Source organism: Streptomyces sp. UF-297 (assembly GCF_058245575.1).
In genome coordinates, this window is sequence record NZ_JBSIBZ010000125.1 from 1 (window position 1) to 21,125 (window position 21,125).

Sequence of the window (21,125 nt, forward strand, 5' to 3'; positions counted from 1 at the left end):
CCGATGGTACTGCAGGGGGGACCCTGTGGGAGAGTAGGACGCCGCCGAACAATTTTTGTGGGGAGCCCCGCACCGTAAGGTGCGGGGCTTTTCCGCGTTCAGGGGAAGATTCCCCCTGAATGCCCGGGGATTGGTGTCGCGGTGAGCTCTCAGACCGGCAGTGGATGGTGGGGCCAGCGGGCGCGGGCCTGTTCTTGGGAGCGCATCGTCGCCAGGGTCAACAGGCCCTGTGCGGCGCCGGATCGGAGCAGGGCGGGCAGCTCGGGTGTGGGCGCGAGGGCGGCGATGTCGTCCAGGACGAGGGTCAGTGGTGGGTCGAGCCGGCCGGCGGATGACCGTTCGGCCATGCGGCGGCCGTGCTCGACCACGCTGGAGAGGAGTGCGGTGAGCAGCGGCATCGCACCCGGAGTGGTACGCGGATCCTCGATGGATTCCCCTACCAGGTAAAGCGTTCCCCCCTCGTCGATGAATGATTCAAGGACGAGTGAATCCGACCGGTTCGGGTTGCAGGCGTCGCGGATGTTGACAGCGGAGAGCGCGGCCAGGGAACGGGCCACCAACTGCTGTGCGACCTCCCGCCGTTCGCCGTGTGCGATGAGTACGGACTCCAGTTCGCCGGCCTGGCCGCCCGAGGCCTTGGGATTCGTGCGCAGGATGCGTACGGGCTCCTGGGCGGCGCCGCTGCCGTGCGCCCAGCGGTGGATCTGGCGGAACGGGCGGCCGTCCACGGCGGCGGCGTGCAGCCAGCAGCGCAGCAGCGTTTCGGCCGCGTCGGCCACGGCCGAGTCGAGGGTGCTCGCGGGCCGTACGGGCGCCAGCAGCGCGGCGGCGCGGGCGGCCGCGGTGTCCAGGGCCTCGCAGCCTGCGGTCGGCGACCAGCGCAGCCGGGCCGGGGTGTCCAGGAGGTGCAGCGGGTCGTACGTCAGCAGCGGGCCGAGCTTGGCGCGGGCGTCCTTGGTCTCGGACCACAGGGCGGGGTCGGTGGTCGCGACGACGAGCGCGCCCTCGGCAGCGGCGATCGCGGCGGCGCAGGCGGCGCTGGCTCGGGCGCGGTCGCTGCCCAACTGGAGGCTGGGCAAGGGGCGTTCGAGGGAGGTGAGGGGGGAGGTGGTGCGCTGCTCGGGGAGGGGCGCGGCGGGCTCGGGGGCGGCGGGCCGGGGCTCGTCCTGGGGCGGGAGAGGGGCGGTGGTGGCCGCCGGAGCCTTCTGGAGAGTCGGCCGGGTGTCGGGGGCCGGCGTGGGGTCCGCGTCCGCAGAGTCGTTACGCCGCCCTTCCTCGGCTGCCCGTCCCTCCCCGGTCACACGTCCTTCCTCGGCCCCACGTTCCGCCTCGGCCCCACGTTCCGCCTCGGCCGCGCGCCTCTCCTCGGCCGCGTGCCGGGCCTCCTCGCGGCGCCTGGTCCGTACGGCCCGGTAGCGCGTGACCGTGCCCATCACGAACAGGGTCAGGACGAACAGGACCATCAGCTCGCTCAGGAGGATGCCCCAGAACAGTCCGTAGCCGGAGAGCTGGCCCGCGGGGGTGGTCGGCCAGGCGCCCGCGATGTCGTGCGGCTGGGTCGCCAACTGCCGCATGGCGACCGGGGTGTTGACGAAGGTGACGCCCTGCGGCCAGGCCCCGTGGGCGAAGAGCCCGGCCAGGCCGGTGGCCGTCCACACCAGCACCGTCAGTCCGAGCAGGAAGCCCAGTACGCCCAGGAGCAGCGCGTCGGGGACGCCCCGCTCCCGGGTGCGGGCTCTCGGGCCGGGGGCGGGCTGCCGTTCGTCGCCGTATCTGCGTGTCACGCCACCGTCTCGCTCGACTCGTTCCTCAACTGCCGTTCCATCGCGATCGCTTCGGCCCGTGCCTCGGCCTCCGCGTCCGCGGCCCGCTCCAGCGCGAGCGCTTCCTCCGTCATGACCGGGGAGGCCTCCGTCATGGCCCGGTCGGTGTAGACCAGAGGACGCTCGGCCTCGGTGATCAGGTGCTTGACGACCTGGACGTTGCCGTTGACGTCCCATACGGCGATGCCCGGCGTCAGCGTCGGGATGATCTCCACGGCCCAGCGGGGCAGGCCCAGCACCCCGCCGGTGGCCCGGGCCTCGTCCGATTTCTGGGCGTAGATGGTCCGGGTCGAGGCCATCTTCAGGATCGCCGCCGCCTCCTTGGCGGCCGCGCCGTCCACCACGTCGCTGAGGTGGTGCACCACCGCCACGAAGGACAGGCCCAGGCGGCGGCCGAACTTCAGCAGGCGCTGGAACAGCTGCGCCACGAAAGGCGAGTTGATGATGTGCCAGGCCTCTTCGACCAGGAAGATCCGCTTCTTGCGGTCGGGCCGGATCCAGGTGTGCTCCAGCCAGACGCCGACGATCGCCATCAGGATGGGCATGGCGATGGAGTTGCGGTCGATGTGCGAGAGGTCGAAGACGATCAGCGGTGCGTCCAGGTCGATGCCCGCGGTGGTCGGGCCGTCGAACATGCCGCGCAGGTCACCGTCGACCAGCCGGTCCAGGACCAGCGCCACGTCCAGACCCCAGGCCCGTACGTCGTCTATGTCGACGTTCATGGCCTCCGCCGACTCCTCCTCGGGGTGGCGCAGCTGCTCGACGATGTCGGTGAGGACGGGCTGGCGGTTGGTGATGGTCTCGTTCACGTACGCGTGGGCGACCTTCAGCGCGAAGCCGGCCCGCTCGTCCAGGCCGTGCCCCATCGCGACCTCGATGATCGTGCGCAGCAGCGCCAGCTGTCCTGTCGTGGTGATCGACGGGTCCAGCGGGTTGAGGCGGATGCCGCCGTTGAGCGCGGAGGTCGGGTCCAGGCGGATGGGAGTTATGCCCAGCTCCTGGGCGATGAGGTTCCACTCGCCCACCCCGTCCTCGCCCTGCGCGTCCAGTACGACCACCTGCCGGTCGCGAAACCTCAACTGGCGCAGTACGTACGTCTTCTCCAGCGCAGACTTGCCGTTGCCGGACTCGCCCAGCACCAGCCAGTGAGGGGCCGGCAGCTGCTGTCCGTACAGCTGGAAGGGGTCGTAGATATAGCCCTTGCCGCTGTAGACCTCGCGGCCGATGATCACGCCGGAGTCGCCGAGTCCGGGGGCGGCGGTGGGCAGGTAGACGGCCTGGGCCTGTCCGGTGGAGGTCCGCACCGGCAGCCGCGTCGTCTCCACCTTTCCGAACAGGAAGCTGGTGAATGCCTCGGTGATCGCTGCGAGCGGATCGAGCATGGCCATGGCGTACGCGCCTCCCAGCGGTCTAGCGGCGGATGCCGGTGGCGAACGGCAGAGTGTTGACGAAGGCGCGATGATGCTCGCGGTCGCACCACTCCAGCTTCAAGTAGGACTTTCCGGCCGAGGCACGGATGGTGCGCTTGTCGCGGGCCAGGGCCTCGGGGGAGCGGGCGGAGACGGTGATGTAGCCGACGAGGTTGACGCCGGCCGCGCCCGAGGCGAGGTCCTCGCCGCGCTGGTCGACGCGGCCGTGGTGGGCGACGTCGCGCGGGTCGACCACGCGGTTCATCTTCGCGGCGCGGTTGGCCTCGGCGTCGTCGTTGGTCTTCTCCGTCAGCATCCGCTCGATGGCGACCTCGGTGGGCTCCAGGTCCATGCAGACCGCGACCGTACGGATCACATCCGGGGTGTGGACCAGCAGCGGGGCAAGGAAGTTGACGCCGACGGGGGTCAGCGGCCACTCCTTGATCCAGGCGGTGGCGTGGCACCAGGGCGCGCGGGTGGCCGATTCGCGGGTCTTCGCCTGGAGGTAGGTCGGCGACATCGCGTCCAGCTCGGCCGGCCAGGCGTTGCGCTTGCTCATGGCCTGGATGTGGTCGATGGGGTGGTCGGGGTCGTACATGGAGTGCACGAGGGAGGCCAGCCTGCTCTGGCCCAGCGGCTGGCGCACCCGGATGTCGGCCTCCGCCAGGCGCGCGCAGATGTCGGTCAGCTCGCGCGCCATGACCACGGCCAGGCCCGCGTCGCGGTCCAGCTTCTTGCGCAGCATCCCGCCGTTGTGCATGTGCGCAGCGCGGGCCATGGTGTGGGCCTCGGCGGCGAGTTCGCGGGTGTAGTGCATGCACGCGACGAGGTAGGCGCGGTGCTGCTCGGAGGAGGTGGAGACCATCGACTGGAGCTGGTCGTAGGACTCCTTGAGCCAGTCCGGGGCCAGGATGTCGCCGCGCTGGGTGACGTCCTTGGCGTGTGCGTCCGGGTCGGCGGGGAGCGTACGGGCCAGCATCTGCAGGCGGGTGACGAAGCCGTCCCCGTTGGCGACGTGCTTGAGCAGCGTCCCGAAGCGGTCGACCAGGGCCTCCTGGTCCTCGCTGTCGCGCAGGCCCACGCCGGGGCCCTCGATCTCGATGGCGGCAGTAACGGTACGGCGGTCGGCGTGCAGCAGTACGGCCATCTCGTCCGGGCCGAAGGGGGCGGCCAGCCAGGTGATCCGGCCGATGCCGGGCGGCGGGCCGATCTCCACCTCGCGGCCGTCCAGGCGGGTGCCCGCCTCGGCGGCGGCGGAGCGGTAGGTGGCGCCCTGGCGGACCGTACGGCGGTAACTGCGGTTGATCTCGAACCACTTGTAGAAGGTGCGGCCGCGGTAGGGGACGTACACCGCGGCCAGCCCCAGCGCGGGGAAGCCCGCCAGCGTCATGATCCGCAGTGGCAGCACGGGCACCAGCAGGCCGCACATCATGCCGAGGAACGCACCCACGACGATCAATGCGATCTCGCCGGTCTCGCGGTTCTTGCCGACGAGCGCGTTGGGACGGGCGCGGCCGATGAGATATGTGCGACGGGGCGCGATCGGGTGGGACGGCGTCGTCAACGCCCATCACCTCCTGCTGTGTTGCCGGTGCGGGCGCTGCCGGTGGAGCGGGGGCCGGGGTGGGAGCCCGGTCCTGGGGGGTTCGTACGGGGGGCCGGGGTGGCGGGTGCGGGGGCCGCCGCGCCGCCGCGGGCGCTGTGGGCGGCGACCCCGCCGGAGACCGCGTCGGCGGGCCGGGCCTGTCCGCCGCCGCTGGTCTGGTCGCCGCCGGACCTGCGGGCGCTGTGGGTCTTGATGCCCTGGGACACCAGGGCGGCGGGGGAGGAGATCACGGCGGCGGCCTGTGCGCCGTCGGTGGCCTGCTTCTTGTTCGTACGGGCCGAGACCAGCTCGTCGCCGAAGCCCGGTACGAAGCGGTAGATCATGGCGCTGGCGAAGATCGCGAGCACGATGATGGCGAGGCCGGAGACCACGGCGGACAGGGCGTTGGGGCCGTCGTCGCCGGCCAGCGCGCCCGCGACGCCCAGGACGATCATGATGACGGGCTTCACCATGATGACGGCGATCATGATGCCCGCCCAGCGGCGGACATGGCCCCACATGTTCTTGTCCACGAGGCCGGCGTAGACGACCGTGCCCAGCAGCGCGCCCACGTACAGCAGGGCGGCGCGGATGACCAGCTCCAGCCACAGCACGCCGGCGGCGAGCACGGAGACCAGCGAGACCACGATCAGCATGATCGGGCCGCCGCCGATGTCCGTGCCCTTCTTCAGCGCGTCCGCGAACCCGCCGAAGAACTGGTCGGTCTGGGCGCCCGTCCCCTTGGCGATGATCTCGGTGATGCCGTCGGTGGCGGAGACGATCGTGTAGAGGACCAGGGGGGTGAAGGCGGAGGCGAGCACGGTCAGCCACAGGAAGCCGACGGCCTCGCTGATCGCCTCGGTCAGGCGCACGCCGCGCACGGCGCGCTTGGCCACGGCGAGCAGCCACAGGACCAGGGTCAGGACGGTGGAGGCGGCGAAGACGACGGCGTACTGCCGCAGGAACGCGCCGTTGGTGAAGTCCACCTGGGAGGTCGACTTCACCGCGTCCGAGAGCTTGTTGATGATCCACGCGGCGGCGTCGGCACAGCCCTTGGCGAGGGACTGGAGGGGGTCCAGGGGGCTGTCGGGGGCGAGGCCGGGGGCTTGGCTGCCGGAGCCGGCTTTGTCGCCCTTTTCGCAGTAGTCGCGTGCGGGCCCGACGATCAGGTCGCAGTTGTCCCTTGGGGACGGGGAAGGACTGGGGGACGGCGCGGCCAGTGCGCGTCCTGCCAGCAGGAACAAGGTCGTCTGCACGGTGGCCAGCGCGGCGGTGATCGAGAGGGCGCGGCCCCAGCGGTGACGGCTACCGGGCATAGGTGAACCCTCCGAATTGATCGACCGCCTCAGCGATCTGGTCGGCGCCGGACGTCTTGTTGTCACCGTTGACCGGAGCGGGTCCCTCTTTCTGGGCGAAGCTCCGGACCTTCCAGTCGCCGTCCACCCACTGCAGCTCCAGCTGCATGGTGAACCAGTCGCTTGTCACCGGGGTGGTCGAGCTGGCGCCTGCCGTACCGAAGAGGCCGGTGCACCAGACCTCGAGGTTCGCGGTGTCCCCATCGAGCTTGATTACCTTGGTGCCGACGGGCACGGTGCGCGAGATGTACGTCGTGCCCTTGGGGGCATTGCCATTGCTGTCGAGGCCGACCTTCTTCAGGAAGGCTGTGGAGTAGGCCCGGTCGAGCTTGGCCTGCATCTCGTCGACCTTGGCGGGAGCGAACACCTGCTGGACGATGGCGTGGCGCTCGTCGGGCTTGAGGATGTTGGCGGACACCAGCGCCACCGCGTAATTCGCCGCCGCCGACTGCGCCCCCTGTTCCGTCTTGGCGAAGCCGGAGGCGATGCCGCCGTTTTTGCCGTCGACCGGTTTGACGCCCGAGGGGGCGGTCGGGGCGGCGGCCGCGTCCTTGTCGCCGCCGGAGCCGGAGGTCTTGTCGTCGTCGCCCCCGCCGCGGTTGGCGAAGGCGATGGCCGCGATGAGCAGCACCACCACGCCGACGATTGTGACCAGGTTGCGGCTGGACAGGCCCGTACGGAAGCGGCGTCCCGTCCCGTACCCCTCGCCCCCGGAGTCCGGGAGTCTGGTGCGGGTCTGGCCCTGGTCGCCGTACGTGTCGCCGTATCCGCCGTCATCGCCGAGACTCATCGCGCCTGTGCCCCCTCAACCTCAACCTGAACCGGCCTGGCCGTCAGTGCCGTCCGTGCTGCCTTGTCGCGCTGGTCGCCCGGGTACGACCGTAGCCGCGTGGGCTGCGGCTCGGGCGAAGTGCTACGAGTACATCTCACCGTGACGCAACCTCAGATGCTGGGCGGGAGAGGCGAATGGGGGACTCTGAGGCGTTTGGATGAGTGGGCATCAGCATGTGGCCTCGGGTGGGGAGATGGGGCCAGGGTGAGGGGACAGGGGAAGGGGCAGGTGGGGGCGAGGGGCGGGACGGCCCGTGCCGGGACCGGGCACGGGCGGTCGGCGGGCCGGGCCGGCGGCCGCCGCGCGGAGGGCTAGACCGCCATGCCGTAGACGATGGTGAAGAGCGTGCCCAGCGAGCCGATGATGAAGACGCCGGTGAGGCCGGCCACGATCAGGCCCTTGCCCTGCTCGGCGCTGAAGGTGTCGCGCAGCGCGGTGGCGCCGATGCGCTGCTTGGCCGCGCCCCAGATGGCGATGCCGAGGCACAGGAGGATGGCGACCGCCATGACCACTTCGATCATCACGCGTGCTTCGTTGCCCAGGCTCCCGAACGGGCCCCAGTCCGGGGCGATTCCGCCGATGATGGTGGTGATGTCGCCCTTTTCGGCCGCAATGAACATGTCTGAACTCACCGCCCCTTATGGGTAGTTGCGTGCCCGTGCCGCACGGCGCGGGTCGGGGTCTATCTTCGCTGACAAAGCCGCCCGGGGATGTCGACTTGGCGGCTTTCTTTGACGGATCCCGTGGGGGCGGCGTGAGCAGGGGTGTGCGCGTCGTCCGTAGGGCCCAATAGTCTCACTGTGTGTATCACGCGATGTCACTCTGAGCAATGATCGGCCGGAGTGGTGGGCCTGTATGAGACGCCGGGGAGGCCGGGCCGGGGGCCGGGAGCGGCCGGGGGGCGGCTTTGGGCGTGCGGCCGTTCGACACGGACATCGGGAAACGGCCGTGAAACGGGTCCGGATGGGGGAGGGTTGTGGGGTGCGGAAAATCTGGGTTGCCGGTGGGCTCGGAGTCGGCTTGGTGCTGTGCTTCCTCGCGCTGCTCGTGATCGGTACGTACTCGGCCGCGGCGAACCTGGCCGGAGGGGGCGCGGGCAGGGCGGTGGGGCTGGCGAAGGGGGCGGTGCCGGCCGCGTACAAGCCGCTGGTGCAGCAGTGGGGCACGCTCTGCCCCGCCATCAACCCCGCGCTGCTGGCCGCGCAGCTCTATCAGGAGAGCGGCTGGAACCCGAAGGCGCAGAGCCCGGCGGCGGCGCAGGGAATAGCGCAGTTCATCCCGGGGACCTGGGCCACCCATGGGGTCGACGGGGACAAGGACGGGGACAAGGACGTCTGGGACCCGGCGGACGCCATCCCGTCGGCGGCCTCCTACGACTGCGAGTTGGCGAAGTACGTCAAGGACGTGCCCGGTGACGCCACGCACAACATGCTCGCCGCCTACAACGCGGGCGCGTACCGGGTGATCCAGTACAACGGGGTGCCGCCGTACCGGGAGACGCAGAACTACGTCAAGGTCATCACCACTCTGGCCAAGAGCTTCGAGGCGCCGGCCGGCCGCATCGCGCCGTCGCGGCAGGCGGCCGGGGCCATCTACTTCGCGCAGGAGCAGCTCGGCAAGCCCTATCTGTGGGGCGGAAACGGGACACCGGAACAGGACGGGCGCTTCGACTGCTCCGGGCTGTCCAAGGCCGCGTACAAGACCGTGGGCATCGAGCTGCCGCGGGTGGCCAATGACCAGTGGAACGCGGGGCCGCACCCCAAGCGGGACGAGCTGCTCCCCGGTGACCTGGTGTTCTTCGCGTACGACCTGAACGATCCGCGGTCGATCCACCACGTGGGGATCTACGTCGGCGGCGGTTACATGATCAATGCTCCGTACACGGGAGCGGTCATCCGCTTCGACAAGATCGACACTCCGGACTACATCGGTGCCACCCGCGTCACCGAGGATGGCGCAAAAGCGCTGCCCCGCGCGAACGCTGCGTGAACATGGGGCCCTGAGCTGCGTTGGCCAGTCAAGCTTCGATAACGTCCTGGTGATCATCCGGTGGAGAGTGGAACGCCGGGCCGGAGCATGACGTTTCCTGGACATGGGTACATAGCAACGCTCGACGACCACGGGGGCCGACAGCAGACACAGGGCGCTCGCGCGCGCGAAAGGTAAGGGGCCGCGGCAGATGGCTGGACTCGCACTCGACGGGTCGAACCCCGACGTGGACGCGCTGTATGGCATCAACGGGCTCGCCAAGGACGCCCCGCAGTGGTTCGACCGTGTGATGCAGTACGTCGGTGAGTACGGCATCGTCGCCGCGCTGGCCGTGCTGTGCCTGCTCGCCTGGTGGGGCGCCCGTAAGCGCAGCGACGCCCCCGCCTTTGTCGCGGGGCTGGTCTGGGCGCCGCTCGCCGCCGGTATCGCGCTGCTGGCCAACATCCCCATCCGCGGCTTCGTGGAGCGGCCGCGGCCCTTCAAGGACCACCAGGGGCTGGAAGTCCTGGTCCCGGGCAAGACCGACTTCTCCTTCGTGAGCGACCACGCCACGCTGACCATGGCGGTCGGCGTCGGCCTCTTCCTCGTCAACCGCAAGTACGGCCTGGTGGGTATCGCGCTGGCGCTGCTGGAGGGCTTCTGCCGCGTCTACATGGGCGTCCACTACCCCACCGATGTCGTCGGCGGCTTCGCGCTGGGCACCGCGGTCGCGCTGCTGCTCGCGCCCCTCGCGCAGGCGCTGCTGGTCCCGCTGACGACGGCGGTCGGCAGGTCGCGGGCCGCCTGGCTGGTACGGGCACCGGGCGCGGCCCCGGGGGCGCAAGGGGAGTCCGAGCCGGGCGCGATAGTGGCCGCAGGCGCCGGGGTGCCCTCGCCGCACGGGCGGGACAAGGACCTGGCCGCCTGAGCCGGCTGACACCCGCTCAGCTGACCGACGCGCTGCGGGTCGTGCCTCCTACAGGGCCTGCGGGAAGGTGCTGAACAGGCGCTGCGGGTCGTACCGGCGCTTGACCTCGGCGAGGCGGCCGGCCGCCGGGCCGTAGTAGGCCTTCTTCCAGTCGGTCAGGGCGGGGTCGGTGTAGTTCTGGTAGGCCGCGCCGGAGGCGTAGCGGCGCATGGCGTCGTGCGCGGTGCCCAGCCACGCGGCCGCCGCGGCGCCCGACCCCTTCGCCGGCCAGGACGCCAGGTACTGCGCGAGGAAGCGCGAGCGGCGGTGCACGAAGGAGGTGGCGTCCGGCTGTACGCGGTTGATGGCGCCGCCCAGCGCGGTGAGCGCCGCATTGGCGGCGACGCCCTTGCGGTTGGCGCTCTCGACCTGGCCCAGCAGGGCGCGTATCCCCGCCGCGCTCAGCGAGCGGTCGAAGAAGTCGGAGCGGGCCCCGTAGGTCTCGCGGCCCAGCTTCCCGCCCTCCGTGCGCCCCGGCAGGGTGCCCGGCAGATGGCACTGCTGGGTGGACTTGTCGGTGCAGCCCGCGTACGCCTCCATGGCCGCCAGATAGGAGGAGGGCCGCAGCGAGACCGAGCGGGCCGGGCCCGGGCCGCCGGCGCGGTCGGCGAGCCGGTCCACGGCGTTCTGCAGATCGCCGTACGTGCCGAGCGAGAAGGCGGCGACGGAGACCGACGGGGTGGCGCCGGGGCGGGCGTCCAGGTGCAGCGAGGACCAGATCTCGTCGGGCTGGGCGGGACCCCACTCCTGCCAGGAGCGCAGCACCGCGGCCGCCTTGGACCACGGCCAGGTCATATAGGCCAGGACGGCGCGGGGGGCCTTGTGCGTACGGAAGCGGAGCTCGGTGACGACGCCGAAGTTGCCGTTGCCCGCGCCGCGCAGGGCCCAGAACAGGTCCGCGTTACGGGAGTTGTCGCACTGGACGCTCTTGCCGTCGGCGGTGACCAGGGTGGCGCCGACGAGGCTGTCGCAGGTCAGCCCGTACGCGCGGGAGACGACGCCATGGCCGCCGCCGAGGGTGAGGCCGGAGATGCCGACGGTGGGGCAGGAGCCGCCGGGGACCGTCACGCCGTGCGGGGCCAGGCTCTCGTAGACGTCGATGAGCTTGGCTCCGGCGCCGATGCGGGTGACGCCGGCGGCGGGCGCGCCCACCTTCGACAGCGCGGAGACGTCGATGACGAGCTTGCCGTTGCCGCTGGACCAACCCGCATAGGAATGGCCCCCGTTGCGTATCGCGAGGGGGGTGCGGTGGCGGCGGGCGAAGGTGAGGCACTCGGCTATGTCGGCGCTGTTGCGGACGTAGGCGACGGCCGCGGGCCTGAGGCTGTCGTAGCGGGTGTTGTAGAGGCGGCGGGCCGCGTCGTACGAGGCGTCCTCGGGGCGTACGAGGCGGCCGTCCAGGCCCTTGGCCAGGGAGCCCCAGGCGGTGGCGGTGGGCTTCGCGCCGGAGGCCCCGGGGGAGGCGGGCGGCGGGGGGCTCGCGTGGCTGGGTCCGCCGCTGCAGGCCGTGGCCCAGGCGGCGGCGCCCGCCGCCAGTCCGCCGCCCGCCTGCAGGAGTGTGCGCCGCTTCATCGTTGCCCCTTGGTCGTACGTGTGTGCTTCCCGCTTACCCAGATGCGGCGGGGGCGGCGGGAGGTTCCCGGGCGGGAGCAGGGGGCGTCAGCAGGACGGCGGCGGGGCGGCCGCGCAGTGTCTCTCCGCGTCCGTGCGGGCCTGGGAGCGGGCGCGCCGGGCGGGGCCGCTCCAGCCGCACACGCAGCGGGCCAGGCAGAAGGAACCGCGCTCGACGGTGGTGGTGCGGTGGGCGGACCGGTCGCCGCCCGACGCCTGAGGGACGGGTGGATCTTGCCGGGTTCGGTCGTGCACGCCGCCACGCTACGCGCCCACGGCAACGGGGCGTGACGGGCCCCATGAACGGTCGTTGAACGTAACGGGTTTCAGATCTCGGGCCGTGGGCGCGAGGCCGTACGGCAGCGGACCGTACGACGGCAGAGCGTACGGCACAAGGTCGAAAAGGACGCGGCCGGAGCGCGGTCGCGGCAGTCGAAGTGGCCTGAGGGGGCTCGTACGTGATGGCGGTGCAGGACAGACTCGGGGGCGGCGCCGTCGCGGCGGCCGTGGTGTGCGGGCTGGGACTCGCGGCCGGGCTGCTGGCCACGGGCTGCTCCTCGGAAGGGGCGGCGGCGGACGACCGGGCCGGCGGGGGACACGCGGGCGGCGGGCGGGCGGCGGGCGAGCCGGCGTCGAAGGAGGCGGCGGGCGCGGTGCGCGAGAGCGCCGACACCCTGGTCCGCTCCGGCAGCTCCCGGGTCCGTACGACCATGGAGACCAGCAGCGGGGGCACCCGGGTCGCGATCCGGGGCGAGGGGGCCTTCAACTACCGCACGCGCATGGGGCAGTTGAGGCTGGCGCTGCCGGACGCGGCGGAGGGGAGGGGCGGTGCCCACGCGCCGATCACGGAGATCCTCGCGCCCGGCGCCCTCTACATGAAGAACCGCGGAGCGGGGGTCCCGGCCGACAAGTGGGTACGGGTGGACACCGCCACCCTGGCCGACGGCAACCTGGTCACCGGCGGGGCGACCGACCCCCTCTCGGCCGCCGAACTGCTGCGCGGCGCGCGCGAGGTGACCTACCGCGGCGAGCGGCGCCTGGGCGGGGTGACCGTGCGCCACTACAGCGGCACGGCGGACATCGGGGCGGCGGCCAGGGCGGCGTCGGCGGGGACGGGGCCCGCGCTGGCAGCGGCGGAGAAAGGCTTCGCCAACGATCTTGTGCCGTTCGACGCGTATCTGGACGAGGAGGGGAGGCTGCGCAAGATCAGGCAGCGCTTCAGCTTTGTCAACGGGGCGTCCGGCTCTCCGGGGGCGACCGGGCGGGCCGGCGCGACCGAGGTGACGTCCACCACCGACTTCCTCTCCTACGGGACGAAGGCGGCGGTGCGGCTGCCGCAGGCGCGCGACATCTATGCGGGAAGGATCGCGGCGACCGGCGGCCGGTGAGCCGGTGGTCGAGGAATGCGGCGACATGTGACGGCATGTCGCACTACGCGACGGCGCGTGGGGACACGTGAACGAGTCGCTTGCGAACTGGCGGAAATGGTCCATCCGTGCCATGCGCGGAGCGTGCGTCGATCCCTACTCTGGGCTGTAACCACCAGAAGAGTGGGAAGGCGCTCGAAGGAGGAGGTGTCGTACGTGGCCGTGCACCGCAACTCGACGGTTCAGGACCACGTAGCCCTCGTCGAGATCGACCTGACTGGTGAGTTGATGATCGCGGCGGCGTCCGCGAGCGAGGATCGGCTCAGCTCGGACCGTATCGACGAGGTGCTGGACGTGGACGCGGACCGCGCGCAGAGGGAACGTTCGCCCGTGGAGCGGGCATAGGGGCGGCGCGGGTGGCGGCGCCGGGGCCGGGCGGCCCCGGCCGTTTCCGGCTGCCTGCCCCGCGCCTGCCCCGCGCCGGAGAGCGGCCGCGCGGGCGTCAGGTGCGCAGCATCCGCTCGATGGCCTTGGTCGCCTCCTGCACCTTGGCGTCGATGGCGTCCGGGCCCTTGACGGCCGCGTCCGCGACGCAGTGGCGCAGGTGCTCCTCCAGGAGCTGGAGGCCGAAGGACTGCAGGCCCTTCGTGCTCGCGGAGACCTGGGTGAGTATGTCGATGCAGTAGACGTCCTCTTCGAGCATCCGCTGCAGGCCGCGGATCTGGCCCTCGATGCGGCGCAGCCGCTTGATGTGGGCGTCCTTCTGCTTGGCGTAGCCGTGGATGCCCAGGTCGTGGTCGGTCACGGCGTTCGGGTCGCCCTGCGGGGCGCTCCCGGCGGTGTCGCCATGGCAGGCCGCGGCGCCTGCGGTGGTGCCGGTGGATGCGGCTTCCGTGGTCGTCATGGCCATCTCCCGTGGTACGTAGGCGTGGTACGTGCGCGATCCATATACCCCTGGTGGGTATATGGTACCGAATTTCGTGCGGCGCGGCGGATCCCGCTGCGCCCGTACGGCCCCTTCGGCGGCCCCGGGTTTGCCCCGGCGCGCGGCGGTGAGCAGGTCAGGGTGTACGGCTTGCCGCGCGGTCCCCCGTGCAGAGCATGCTGCCCGATGGGCGACACTGAAGGAATGCCGGTTAGCAGTGGCTGGATGATGCGCCTAGCATCAACTCGACCGAATCCGATGCACCCCGAGGATTTCACGTGCGCTTTCGTCTGACCCCCAGGGAGACGAGCTTCTACGACATGTTCGCCGCGTCCGCGGACAACATCGTCACGGGCTCGAAGCTCCTGATGGAACTGCTCGGGGCGGACGCCTCCGCGCGGACAGAGATCGCCGAGAGGATGCGGGCGGCGGAGCACGCGGGGGATGACGCGACGCACGCGATCTTCCACCAGCTGAACTCCTCCTTCATCACGCCGTTCGACCGCGAGGACATCTACAACCTCGCGTCGTCCCTCGACGACATCATGGACTTCATGGAGGAGGCCGTCGATCTCGTCGTCCTCTACAACATCGACGAGCTGCCCAAGGGCGTCGAGCAGCAGATCGAGGTGCTGGCACGGGCGGCCGAGCTGACCGCCGAGGCCATGCCGAACCTGCGCACGATGGCCAACCTCACGGAGTACTGGATCGAGGTCAACCGGCTGGAGAACCAGGCCGACCAGATCCACCGCAAGCTGCTGGCCCACCTCTTCAACGGCAAGTACGACGCCATCGAGGTGCTCAAGCTCAAGCAGGTCGTGGACATCCTCGAAGAGGCGGCGGACGCCTTCGAGCACGTGGCCAACACGGTCGAGACCATTGCGGTCAAGGAGTCCTGAGCCCCGGCCATGGACACCTTCGCGCTTGTCGTGACCATCGCGGTCGCGCTCGGATTTACGTATACGAACGGCTTTCACGACTCCGCGAACGCCATCGCGACCTCGGTCTCCACGCGGGCGCTGACGCCGCGCGCGGCGCTGGCGATGGCCGCCGTGATGAACCTCGCCGGTGCCTTCCTGGGCAGCGGGGTCGCCAAGACCGTCAGTGAGGGCCTGATCTCCACGCCCGAGGGCGCCAAGGGGATGGGCATCCTCTTCGCGGCGCTGGTCGGTGCGATCGTCTGGAACCTGATCACCTGGTACTTCGGCCTGCCGTCCTCCTCCTCGCACGCCCTGTTCGGCGGCATGGTGGGCGCGGCGCTGGCGGGCGGCACGACCGTCTACTGGTCGGGCGTGCTGGAGAAGATCGTCATCCCGATGTTCCTCTCGCCCTTCGTCGGCCTGATCATCGGCTATCTGGTGATGGTCGTCATCATGTGGATGTTCCGGAAGGCCAACCCGCACAAGGCCAAGCGCGGTTTCCGTATCGCGCAGACGGTCTCGGCGGCGGGCATGGCGCTGGGCCACGGTCTGCAGGACGCCCAGAAGACCATGGGCATCGTGGTGATGGCGCTGGTCATCGCCGATGTGGAGGACCAGGGCGACGCCATTCCGGTCTGGGTCAAGATCGCGTGTGCGCTGACGCTGTCGCTGGGCACGTACGCCGGCGGCTGGCGCATCATGCGTACCCTCGGCCGGCGGATCATCGAGCTGGACCCGCCGCAGGGCTTCGCGGCCGAGACGACCGCGGCGTCGGTGATGTACAGCGCGTCGTTCATGTTCCACGCGCCGATCTCGACCACGCATGTCATCACCTCCGCGATCATGGGCGTCGGCTCGACGCGCGGGCCGCGCGCGGTGCGCTGGGGCGTGGCCAAGAACATCGTGATGGGCTGGTTCATCACCATGCCGGCGGCGGCTGTGGTGGCGGCGGCTTGTTACGGGGTGGTACTGCTCGCGTTCGGCTGAGCCGCACCCCCCCACCCCCGAACCCACCCCCCGCCCCCTCCCCCTTTAGGGGGGAGGAGGGGGAGGGGGCGGGGGACGGCCGTCAGGGCCGTACGGACATGCACGGGCCCGCCCCTCTTGCAGGAGGGGCGGGCCCTTCGTCGTGCGGTGGCACCGCCATGCAGCACCGCAGGACGTCCCAGGGCGGCCGGTGGCTAGCCGAAGCGGCCGGAGATGTAGTCCTCCGTGGCCTGGACCGAGGGGTTGGAGAAGATGCGCTCGGTCTCGTCGATCTCGACGAGCTTGCCGGGCTGGCCGACGGCGGCGAGGTTGAAGAAGGCCGTACGGTCCGAGACGCGCGCCGCCTGCTGCATGTTGTGCGTGACGATGACGATCGTGAACCGTTCCTTCAGCTCGCCGATCAGGTCCTCGATGGCGAGGGTGGAGATCGGGTCCAGCGCCGAGCAGGGCTCGTCCATGAGCAGGACCTGCGGCTCGACCGCGATGGCGCGGGCGATGCACAGCCGCTGCTGCTGGCCGCCGGACAGGCCCGAGCCGGGCTTGTTGAGGCGGTCCTTGACCTCGTTCCAGAGGTTGGCGCCCTTGAGGGACTTCTCGACGATGTCGCCGAGCTCGGACTTCTTGTACGAGCCGTTCAGGCGCAGGCCCGCCGCCACGTTGTCGAAGATCGACATGGTGGGGAAGGGGTTGGGGCGCTGGAAGACCATGCCGACGGTGCGGCGTACGGCGACCGGGTCGACGCCGGAGCCGTAGAGGTTCTCGGAGTCCAGCATCACCTTGCCCTCGACGCGGCCGCCGGGGGTGACCTCGTGCATGCGGTTCAGGGTGCGCAGGAAGGTGGACTTGCCGCAGCCGGACGGGCCGATGAAGGCGGTCACCGAGCGGGGCTCGACGGTCATGGAGATGTCGTCGATCGCCTTGTGGGCGCCGTAGTAGGCGGAGAGGCCGCTGACGTCGATTCGCTTGGCCATGGGGATCACTGCTTCTCTCTGTGCGGACGCTCGGTCAGCGGGTGGTCGATGGGGATGGTCGGACTTCGCTTCGGCCGGGTGCCACGCCTTCGTTCCTCAGGCGCGCCCCGACCTCCGCTGCGGCTCAGCTGCGTCCTGCGCGCGGAGCCTTCCAGCGGGCGATGCCGCGGGCCACCAGGTTGAGGATCATGACGAAGGCGATCAGGACCAGGGCGGCGGCCCAGGCGCGGTCGTAGGCGGCATCGGAGCCGATGGCCCACTGCTGGTAGACGTACAGCGGCAGCGACTGCTGGGCGCCTTCGAAGGGGTTGCTGTTGATCGTCTTGGCGCCCCACACCAGGAGGAGTACGGGGGCCGTCTCGCCGGCGATGCGGGCGACGGCCAGCATCACACCGGTGGTGATGCCGCCCAGGGAGGTGGGCAGGACGACCTTGAGGATGGTGCGCCACTTGGGGACGCCCAGGGCCAGGGAGGCCTCGCGCAGCTCGTTGGGGACGAGCTTGAGCATCTCCTCGGTGGAGCGCACCACGACCGGCATCATCAGGATCGCGAGCGCCATGGCGCCGGCGAAGCCGGAGGGACCGAAGCCGAGGATCAGGATCCACACGGACAGTACGAACAGGCCCGCGACGATGGAGGGGATGCCGGTCATCACGTCGACGAAGAACGTGACGGCCTTGGCGAGCCTGCCGCGCCCGTACTCCACCAGGTAGATCGCGGTGAGCAGGCCGATCGGCGCGGCGATCAGCGTGGCCAGGCCCACCTGCTGGAGGGTGCCGATGATCGCGTGGTAGATGCCGCCGCCGGCCAGGGTGTCGGGCAGGGTGCCCATGGAGTGCGACAGGAAGTAGCCGTCCAATACCTTCACGCCGCGGGCGACGGTCTCCCAGACCAGGGAGGCCAGCGGGATCACGGCGAGCAGGAAGGCGACCCAGACCAGGCTGGTGGCCAGGCGGTCCTTGGCCTGCCGGCGGCCCTCGACCGCGGCCGAGAGGGCGTATGTGCCGAAGATGAACAGCAGGGCGGCGATCAGCCCCCACTGGATGCGGCTGTCCAGGCCGCCGGCCAGGCCGATGCCGCAGCCGGCCGCGGCCGCGACGAGCGCGAGCGCGGGCGGGGCCCAGCGGGGCAGGCGGGCCTGCTTGAGGGAGACCGGGGGGAGCGGGGCGCCGCCGTTGTCGGCGACGGGGCGCTGGTCGATGGCTGTGTTGGCGGCGTTCATCATGCGTTGGCCCCCGAGTACTCCTTGCGGCGGGCGATGATCAGGCGGGCCGCGCCGTTGACGAGCAGCGTGATCACGAAGAGGACGAGGCCGGAGGCGATCAGGGCGTCCTGGCCGAATTCGTCGGCCTCGCTGAACTTGCTGGCGATGTTCTGGGCGAAGGTGCCGCCGCCCGGGTCCAGCAGGCTGAGGCCGATCAGGAAGTTGGGGGACAGGACCGTGGCGACCGCCATGGTCTCGCCGAGCGCGCGGCCCAGACCCAGCATGGAGGCGCTGATGACGCCGGAGCGGCCGAAGGGCAGCACCGACATGCGGATGACCTCCCAGCGGGTGGCGCCCAGGGCGAGGGCCGCCTCCTCGTGCATCTTGGGGACCTGGAGGAAGACCTCGCGGCTGACGCTGGTGACGATCGGCAGGATCATGATCGCGAGCAGGATGCCGACGGTGAACAGCGATCGGGCCGCGCCGTCGCCGTACGCGAAGATCCCCGTCCAGCCCAGGTAGTCGTCCAGCCAGCCGTAGAGGCCGGTCAGGTGGGGGACGAGGAAGAGGGCGCCCCACAGGCCGTAGACGATGCTGGGGACGGCGGCGAGCAGGTCGATGACGTAGCCGAGCGGCGAGGCCAGCTTGCGCGGCGCGTAGTGCGAGATGAACAGCGCGATGCCGACCGCGACCGGGACCGCGATGATCATGGCGATCACCGAGCTGACGACGGTGCCGAAGGCGAGGACGGCGATGCCGAACTCGGGCTCGGTGCCGGAGGCGTTCCACTCGAAGTGGGTCAGGAAGTTGGCGTGGTCGCCGGAGATGGCGATCACCGCGCGGTAGGTGAGGAAGGCCGCGATGGCGGCCATGATCACCAGGAGTGCGATGCCGGAGCCGCGGGAGAGACCGAGGAAGATCCGGTCCCCGGGCCGGACCGCCTTGCCGGAGACGGCGGAGGGCTCGGTCCTGGCGGGTGGGGGCGCTGCGTCAGTTATGGGAGGTGCTGAGTCCATGGGTTTCTCCGGTCTGCGGAGCCGGCGGGGGCTCCTGGCGCGGCGGTGCACCGGACGGGCGGCGGCGGGTACGGGGTCCGTACGGGCCGCCGCCCGGTGGGTCGGATGGTTCGGGTGAGGTCAGCGGGAGGGTCAGGCGAGGGCGCCGACGACCTTGCGGACCTTCTCGGCGATCTCGGTGGGCAGCGGGGCGTAACCCAGCTCCTTGAGGGCGTTCTGGCCGTCCGGGCTGGAGACGTAGGTCAGGAAGGACTTGGTGGCCGGCAGGGTCTCGGCCTTGTTGCCCTTGTTGCAGGCGATCTCGTACGTGACCAGGGTGATCGGGTACGCGCCCTCGGCCTTGGTGCCGTAGTTCAGCTTCAGCGCGAGGTCGTCGCCCTTGCCGACCTGCTTGGCCTCGGCGATCGCCTTGGAGGCGTTGTCGACGGTGGCCTCCACCGGCTCCTTGGCGCCGGTGTTCAGCTTGACGGTCGGGATCTTGCCGGAGGTCGCGTAGGACAGCTCGACGTAGGTGATCGCGCCGTTGGTCTGCTTGACCTGCGAGGCCACGCCCGCGTTGTTGGGGGCCGCCTGGCCGCCCTTGGCGGCCCAGGCCTTGCTGGGCTCGTAGGGCCAGTCGGCGGCGGCGGTGGCCTTGAGGTACTTGGTGAAGTTGTCGGTGGTGCCCGACTCGTCGGAGCGGTGGAACGCCTGGATCTTCAGGTCGGGGAGCTTGGCGTCCGGGTTGAGCTTCTTGATCGCCTCGTCGTTCCAGTTGGTGATCTTGGAGTCGAAGATCTTGGCGAGGGTCGGGGCGTCCAGGACGAGATCGTCCACGCCCGCGATGTTGTAGGCCAGCGCGATCGGGCCGCCGAGCATGGGCAGGTTGACGGCCTGGCCGCCGGTGCAGATCTTCTTGGACTTCTCGACCTCTTCGGGCTTGAGCGCCGAGTCGGAGCCCGCGAAGGCGGTCTGGCCCTGCAGGAACGTGGTGATGCCGGCGCCGGAACCCGAGGGCTGGTAGTTGATCTGGGTGTCCTTGCAGGCCGCCGAGTAGTTCTGGACCCAGGCGTCCACGGCGGGCTTCTGCGCGGAGGAGCCCGAGGCGAGCAGCTTGCCCTTGCCCTCGCACTTGATGCTGGCGGACTTGGCGGTGCTGCCGCCGCCACCGGTGCTGCCGGTGTCGTCGGAGCCGCACGCCGAAAGGGTCAGGGCACCGGAGACGGCGAGAGCGCCAACCGCGAGGGCGCGAACCCGGTTCTTGCGCTGAAGCTTCACTGTCGAGAGTTCCTTCCTGGGGCCCGCCGCTTTCGGCGCGCTGGTGGCGAGGTGTTCGTACTGCCGATTGTGCTGCCGATATCGCTACCGAGTAGCTCTGCGGTGTCGTGTCTGCCCCGTGGGCGTAACGCGCACCTGGTAGGGCCGAAATTAGGCAGATCAGGTGAAGCGGCCGATGGAGGAGAGTGAACGCAGGGTGAACCTCGGCCGTCAGGTGGGTGCGGGTGAACGTACGTGCGTGGCGATGGATGCGTTCCGGTGCGCGGCGTTGTCTGGTAGTGCGCGTGGGGCGCTCGCCGGGGTGCGCCCGGCGGGCGTGACGGGGGTACGGCGGTTGTGCGGCGGCGGTCCTTTCCGGGGACCTGCTGCGTACGGGCGGCCCGTTGCTGTGCATTGGCTGTGCACCGCTCTGTTGGATTACCGGCCGGTATGGCAGCATCCGCGCCCAAGGGCCCGAACCTGTGCGGGTCCTTGGGCCCGTACGGGTGGGGGCCCGGTGTTCTGGCGCGTATCGGTGCGGACGACCGGAGGTGGCTGGTGGGGAACCAGGGGGAACGGCAGAGCATGGGCGGTGTGCGGCGCGTACGGGGCGCCAGGGGCGGCTTAGCGCTGTGCACGGCGGTGGTCCTGGGCGCGATGGGTGTGCTCGGGGGCACGGCGACGGCGGCGTACGCGGATCCGGGGCCGGGGGCGACGGCCGGCCCCGACGGCTCGGGCGCCGCCGACAAGCGCCTGGAGGAGGTGCGCCGGAAGATCGAGGCGCTGTACCGCAAGGCGGAGCAGGCGACCGAGGCGTACAACGCGGCCGAGGAAGAGGTCGAGCTCCAGCAGAAAGAGATCGTTCGGCTGGCCCGGACCATCGACCGGACCCAGCGGCGGATGGACGCGCTGAAGCGGCAGGCGGGGGGGGGGGGGGGGGGGGCGGGGC

Annotated in this window: 19 protein-coding genes and 1 pseudogene; 7 read left to right on the forward strand and 13 right to left on the reverse strand. The window is 70.7% G+C overall.

Annotated features, from left to right (window positions below; translation table 11 throughout):
• Positions 1-149 precede the first annotated feature (149 nt).
• The 6 genes from AC4IJH_RS40095 to AC4IJH_RS40120 all read right to left on the reverse strand — a co-directional run bounded on the left by AC4IJH_RS40095 (position 150) and on the right by AC4IJH_RS40120 (position 7,624).
• Positions 150-1,784: a P-loop NTPase family protein gene (locus tag AC4IJH_RS40095; protein WP_490856948.1), complete on the reverse strand. Its 1,635-nt coding sequence runs from the start codon at positions 1,782-1,784 to the stop codon at positions 150-152.
• Positions 1,781-3,205: an ATP-binding protein gene (locus AC4IJH_RS40100; protein ID WP_490856964.1), complete on the reverse strand. Its 1,425-nt coding sequence runs from the start codon at positions 3,203-3,205 to the stop codon at positions 1,781-1,783. The genes AC4IJH_RS40095 and AC4IJH_RS40100 overlap by 4 nt, the downstream gene beginning before the upstream one ends.
• Before the next feature lie 28 nt (positions 3,206-3,233).
• A complete protein-coding gene (locus tag AC4IJH_RS40105) occupies positions 3,234-4,796 on the reverse strand; it encodes an SCO6880 family protein (RefSeq protein ID WP_490856949.1) in 1,563 nt (520 codons plus the stop codon).
• Positions 4,793-6,133 (reverse strand): hypothetical protein, encoded by a 1,341-nt coding sequence (locus AC4IJH_RS40110; protein WP_490856950.1) that lies wholly within the window; start codon positions 6,131-6,133, stop codon positions 4,793-4,795. The genes AC4IJH_RS40105 and AC4IJH_RS40110 overlap by 4 nt, the downstream gene beginning before the upstream one ends.
• Positions 6,123-6,962, reverse strand: a complete 840-nt coding sequence (locus tag AC4IJH_RS40115; protein WP_490856951.1) for a DUF8175 domain-containg protein — start codon at positions 6,960-6,962, stop codon at positions 6,123-6,125. Before AC4IJH_RS40115 ends, AC4IJH_RS40110 begins: the two co-directional genes overlap by 11 nt.
• A 353-nt stretch (positions 6,963-7,315) precedes the next feature.
• A complete protein-coding gene (locus AC4IJH_RS40120) occupies positions 7,316-7,624 on the reverse strand; it encodes a DUF8827 family protein (protein WP_006603970.1) in 309 nt (102 codons plus the stop codon).
• A 361-nt stretch (positions 7,625-7,985) separates the two neighbouring features.
• Here AC4IJH_RS40120 and AC4IJH_RS40125 point away from each other — a divergent pair, with 361 nt between their 5' ends.
• Entirely contained in the window at positions 7,986-8,993 is a 1,008-nt protein-coding gene (locus AC4IJH_RS40125) for an NlpC/P60 family protein (RefSeq protein WP_490856952.1), read from the forward strand.
• Positions 8,994-9,183: 190 nt separating this feature from the next.
• Positions 9,184-9,900, forward strand: a complete 717-nt coding sequence (locus tag AC4IJH_RS40130; RefSeq protein ID WP_490856953.1) for a phosphatase PAP2 family protein — start codon at positions 9,184-9,186, stop codon at positions 9,898-9,900.
• Positions 9,901-9,948: 48 nt separating this feature from the next.
• Here AC4IJH_RS40130 and AC4IJH_RS40135 read toward each other — a convergent pair whose 3' ends face one another.
• Positions 9,949-11,511, reverse strand: coding sequence for an FAD-binding oxidoreductase (locus AC4IJH_RS40135; protein WP_490856954.1), 1,563 nt, complete (start codon positions 11,509-11,511; stop codon positions 9,949-9,951).
• Between the two features lie 87 nt (positions 11,512-11,598).
• Positions 11,599-11,805 (reverse strand): hypothetical protein, encoded by a 207-nt coding sequence (locus AC4IJH_RS40140; RefSeq protein ID WP_490856955.1) that lies wholly within the window; start codon positions 11,803-11,805, stop codon positions 11,599-11,601.
• 206 nt (positions 11,806-12,011) lie between these two features.
• Between AC4IJH_RS40140 and AC4IJH_RS40145 the strand changes: the two genes are divergently transcribed.
• Both AC4IJH_RS40145 and AC4IJH_RS40150 read left to right on the forward strand, forming a co-directional pair.
• A complete protein-coding gene (locus tag AC4IJH_RS40145; RefSeq protein WP_490856956.1) occupies positions 12,012-12,938 on the forward strand; it encodes an SCO4651 family lipoprotein in 927 nt (308 codons plus the stop codon).
• Between the two features lie 186 nt (positions 12,939-13,124).
• Positions 13,125-13,322: a hypothetical protein gene (locus AC4IJH_RS40150; protein ID WP_490856965.1), complete on the forward strand. Its 198-nt coding sequence runs from the start codon at positions 13,125-13,127 to the stop codon at positions 13,320-13,322.
• A gap of 97 nt (positions 13,323-13,419) precedes the next feature.
• On the opposite strand, the gene AC4IJH_RS40155 is transcribed toward AC4IJH_RS40150, so the two are convergent.
• Positions 13,420-13,821 carry a metal-sensitive transcriptional regulator gene (locus AC4IJH_RS40155; RefSeq protein ID WP_490856957.1) on the reverse strand — a complete coding sequence of 134 codons (402 nt, stop codon included), beginning with the start codon at positions 13,819-13,821 and terminating at the stop codon, positions 13,420-13,422.
• A 299-nt stretch (positions 13,822-14,120) separates the two neighbouring features.
• Here AC4IJH_RS40155 and AC4IJH_RS40160 point away from each other — a divergent pair, with 299 nt between their 5' ends.
• Together AC4IJH_RS40160 and AC4IJH_RS40165 are read left to right on the forward strand one after the other, a co-directional pair.
• Positions 14,121-14,741 carry a DUF47 domain-containing protein gene (locus AC4IJH_RS40160; RefSeq protein ID WP_490856958.1) on the forward strand — a complete coding sequence of 207 codons (621 nt, stop codon included), beginning with the start codon at positions 14,121-14,123 and terminating at the stop codon, positions 14,739-14,741.
• Between the two features lie 9 nt (positions 14,742-14,750).
• Positions 14,751-15,749, forward strand: a complete 999-nt coding sequence (locus AC4IJH_RS40165) for an inorganic phosphate transporter (RefSeq protein WP_490856959.1) — start codon at positions 14,751-14,753, stop codon at positions 15,747-15,749.
• A 194-nt stretch (positions 15,750-15,943) separates the two neighbouring features.
• On the opposite strand, the gene pstB is transcribed toward AC4IJH_RS40165, so the two are convergent.
• The 4 genes from pstB to pstS form a co-directional block, all read right to left on the reverse strand.
• Positions 15,944-16,720 carry a phosphate ABC transporter ATP-binding protein PstB gene (gene pstB, locus AC4IJH_RS40170; RefSeq protein ID WP_490856960.1) on the reverse strand — a complete coding sequence of 259 codons (777 nt, stop codon included), beginning with the start codon at positions 16,718-16,720 and terminating at the stop codon, positions 15,944-15,946.
• A 124-nt stretch (positions 16,721-16,844) separates the two neighbouring features.
• A complete protein-coding gene (gene pstA, locus AC4IJH_RS40175) occupies positions 16,845-17,945 on the reverse strand; it encodes a phosphate ABC transporter permease PstA (RefSeq protein WP_490856961.1) in 1,101 nt (366 codons plus the stop codon).
• The gene (gene pstC, locus AC4IJH_RS40180) at positions 17,942-18,940 is read right to left on the reverse strand and encodes a phosphate ABC transporter permease subunit PstC (protein ID WP_490856962.1); all 999 of its coding nucleotides are present in this window, start codon (positions 18,938-18,940) and stop codon (positions 17,942-17,944) included. Before pstC ends, pstA begins: the two co-directional genes overlap by 4 nt.
• Positions 18,941-19,072: 132 nt before the next feature.
• A complete protein-coding gene (gene pstS, locus AC4IJH_RS40185; RefSeq protein WP_490856963.1) occupies positions 19,073-20,197 on the reverse strand; it encodes a phosphate ABC transporter substrate-binding protein PstS in 1,125 nt (374 codons plus the stop codon).
• A 537-nt stretch (positions 20,198-20,734) separates the two neighbouring features.
• Here pstS and AC4IJH_RS40190 point away from each other — a divergent pair.
• Positions 20,735-21,125, forward strand: a pseudogene (locus AC4IJH_RS40190) (glycoside hydrolase); the annotation flags it as partial.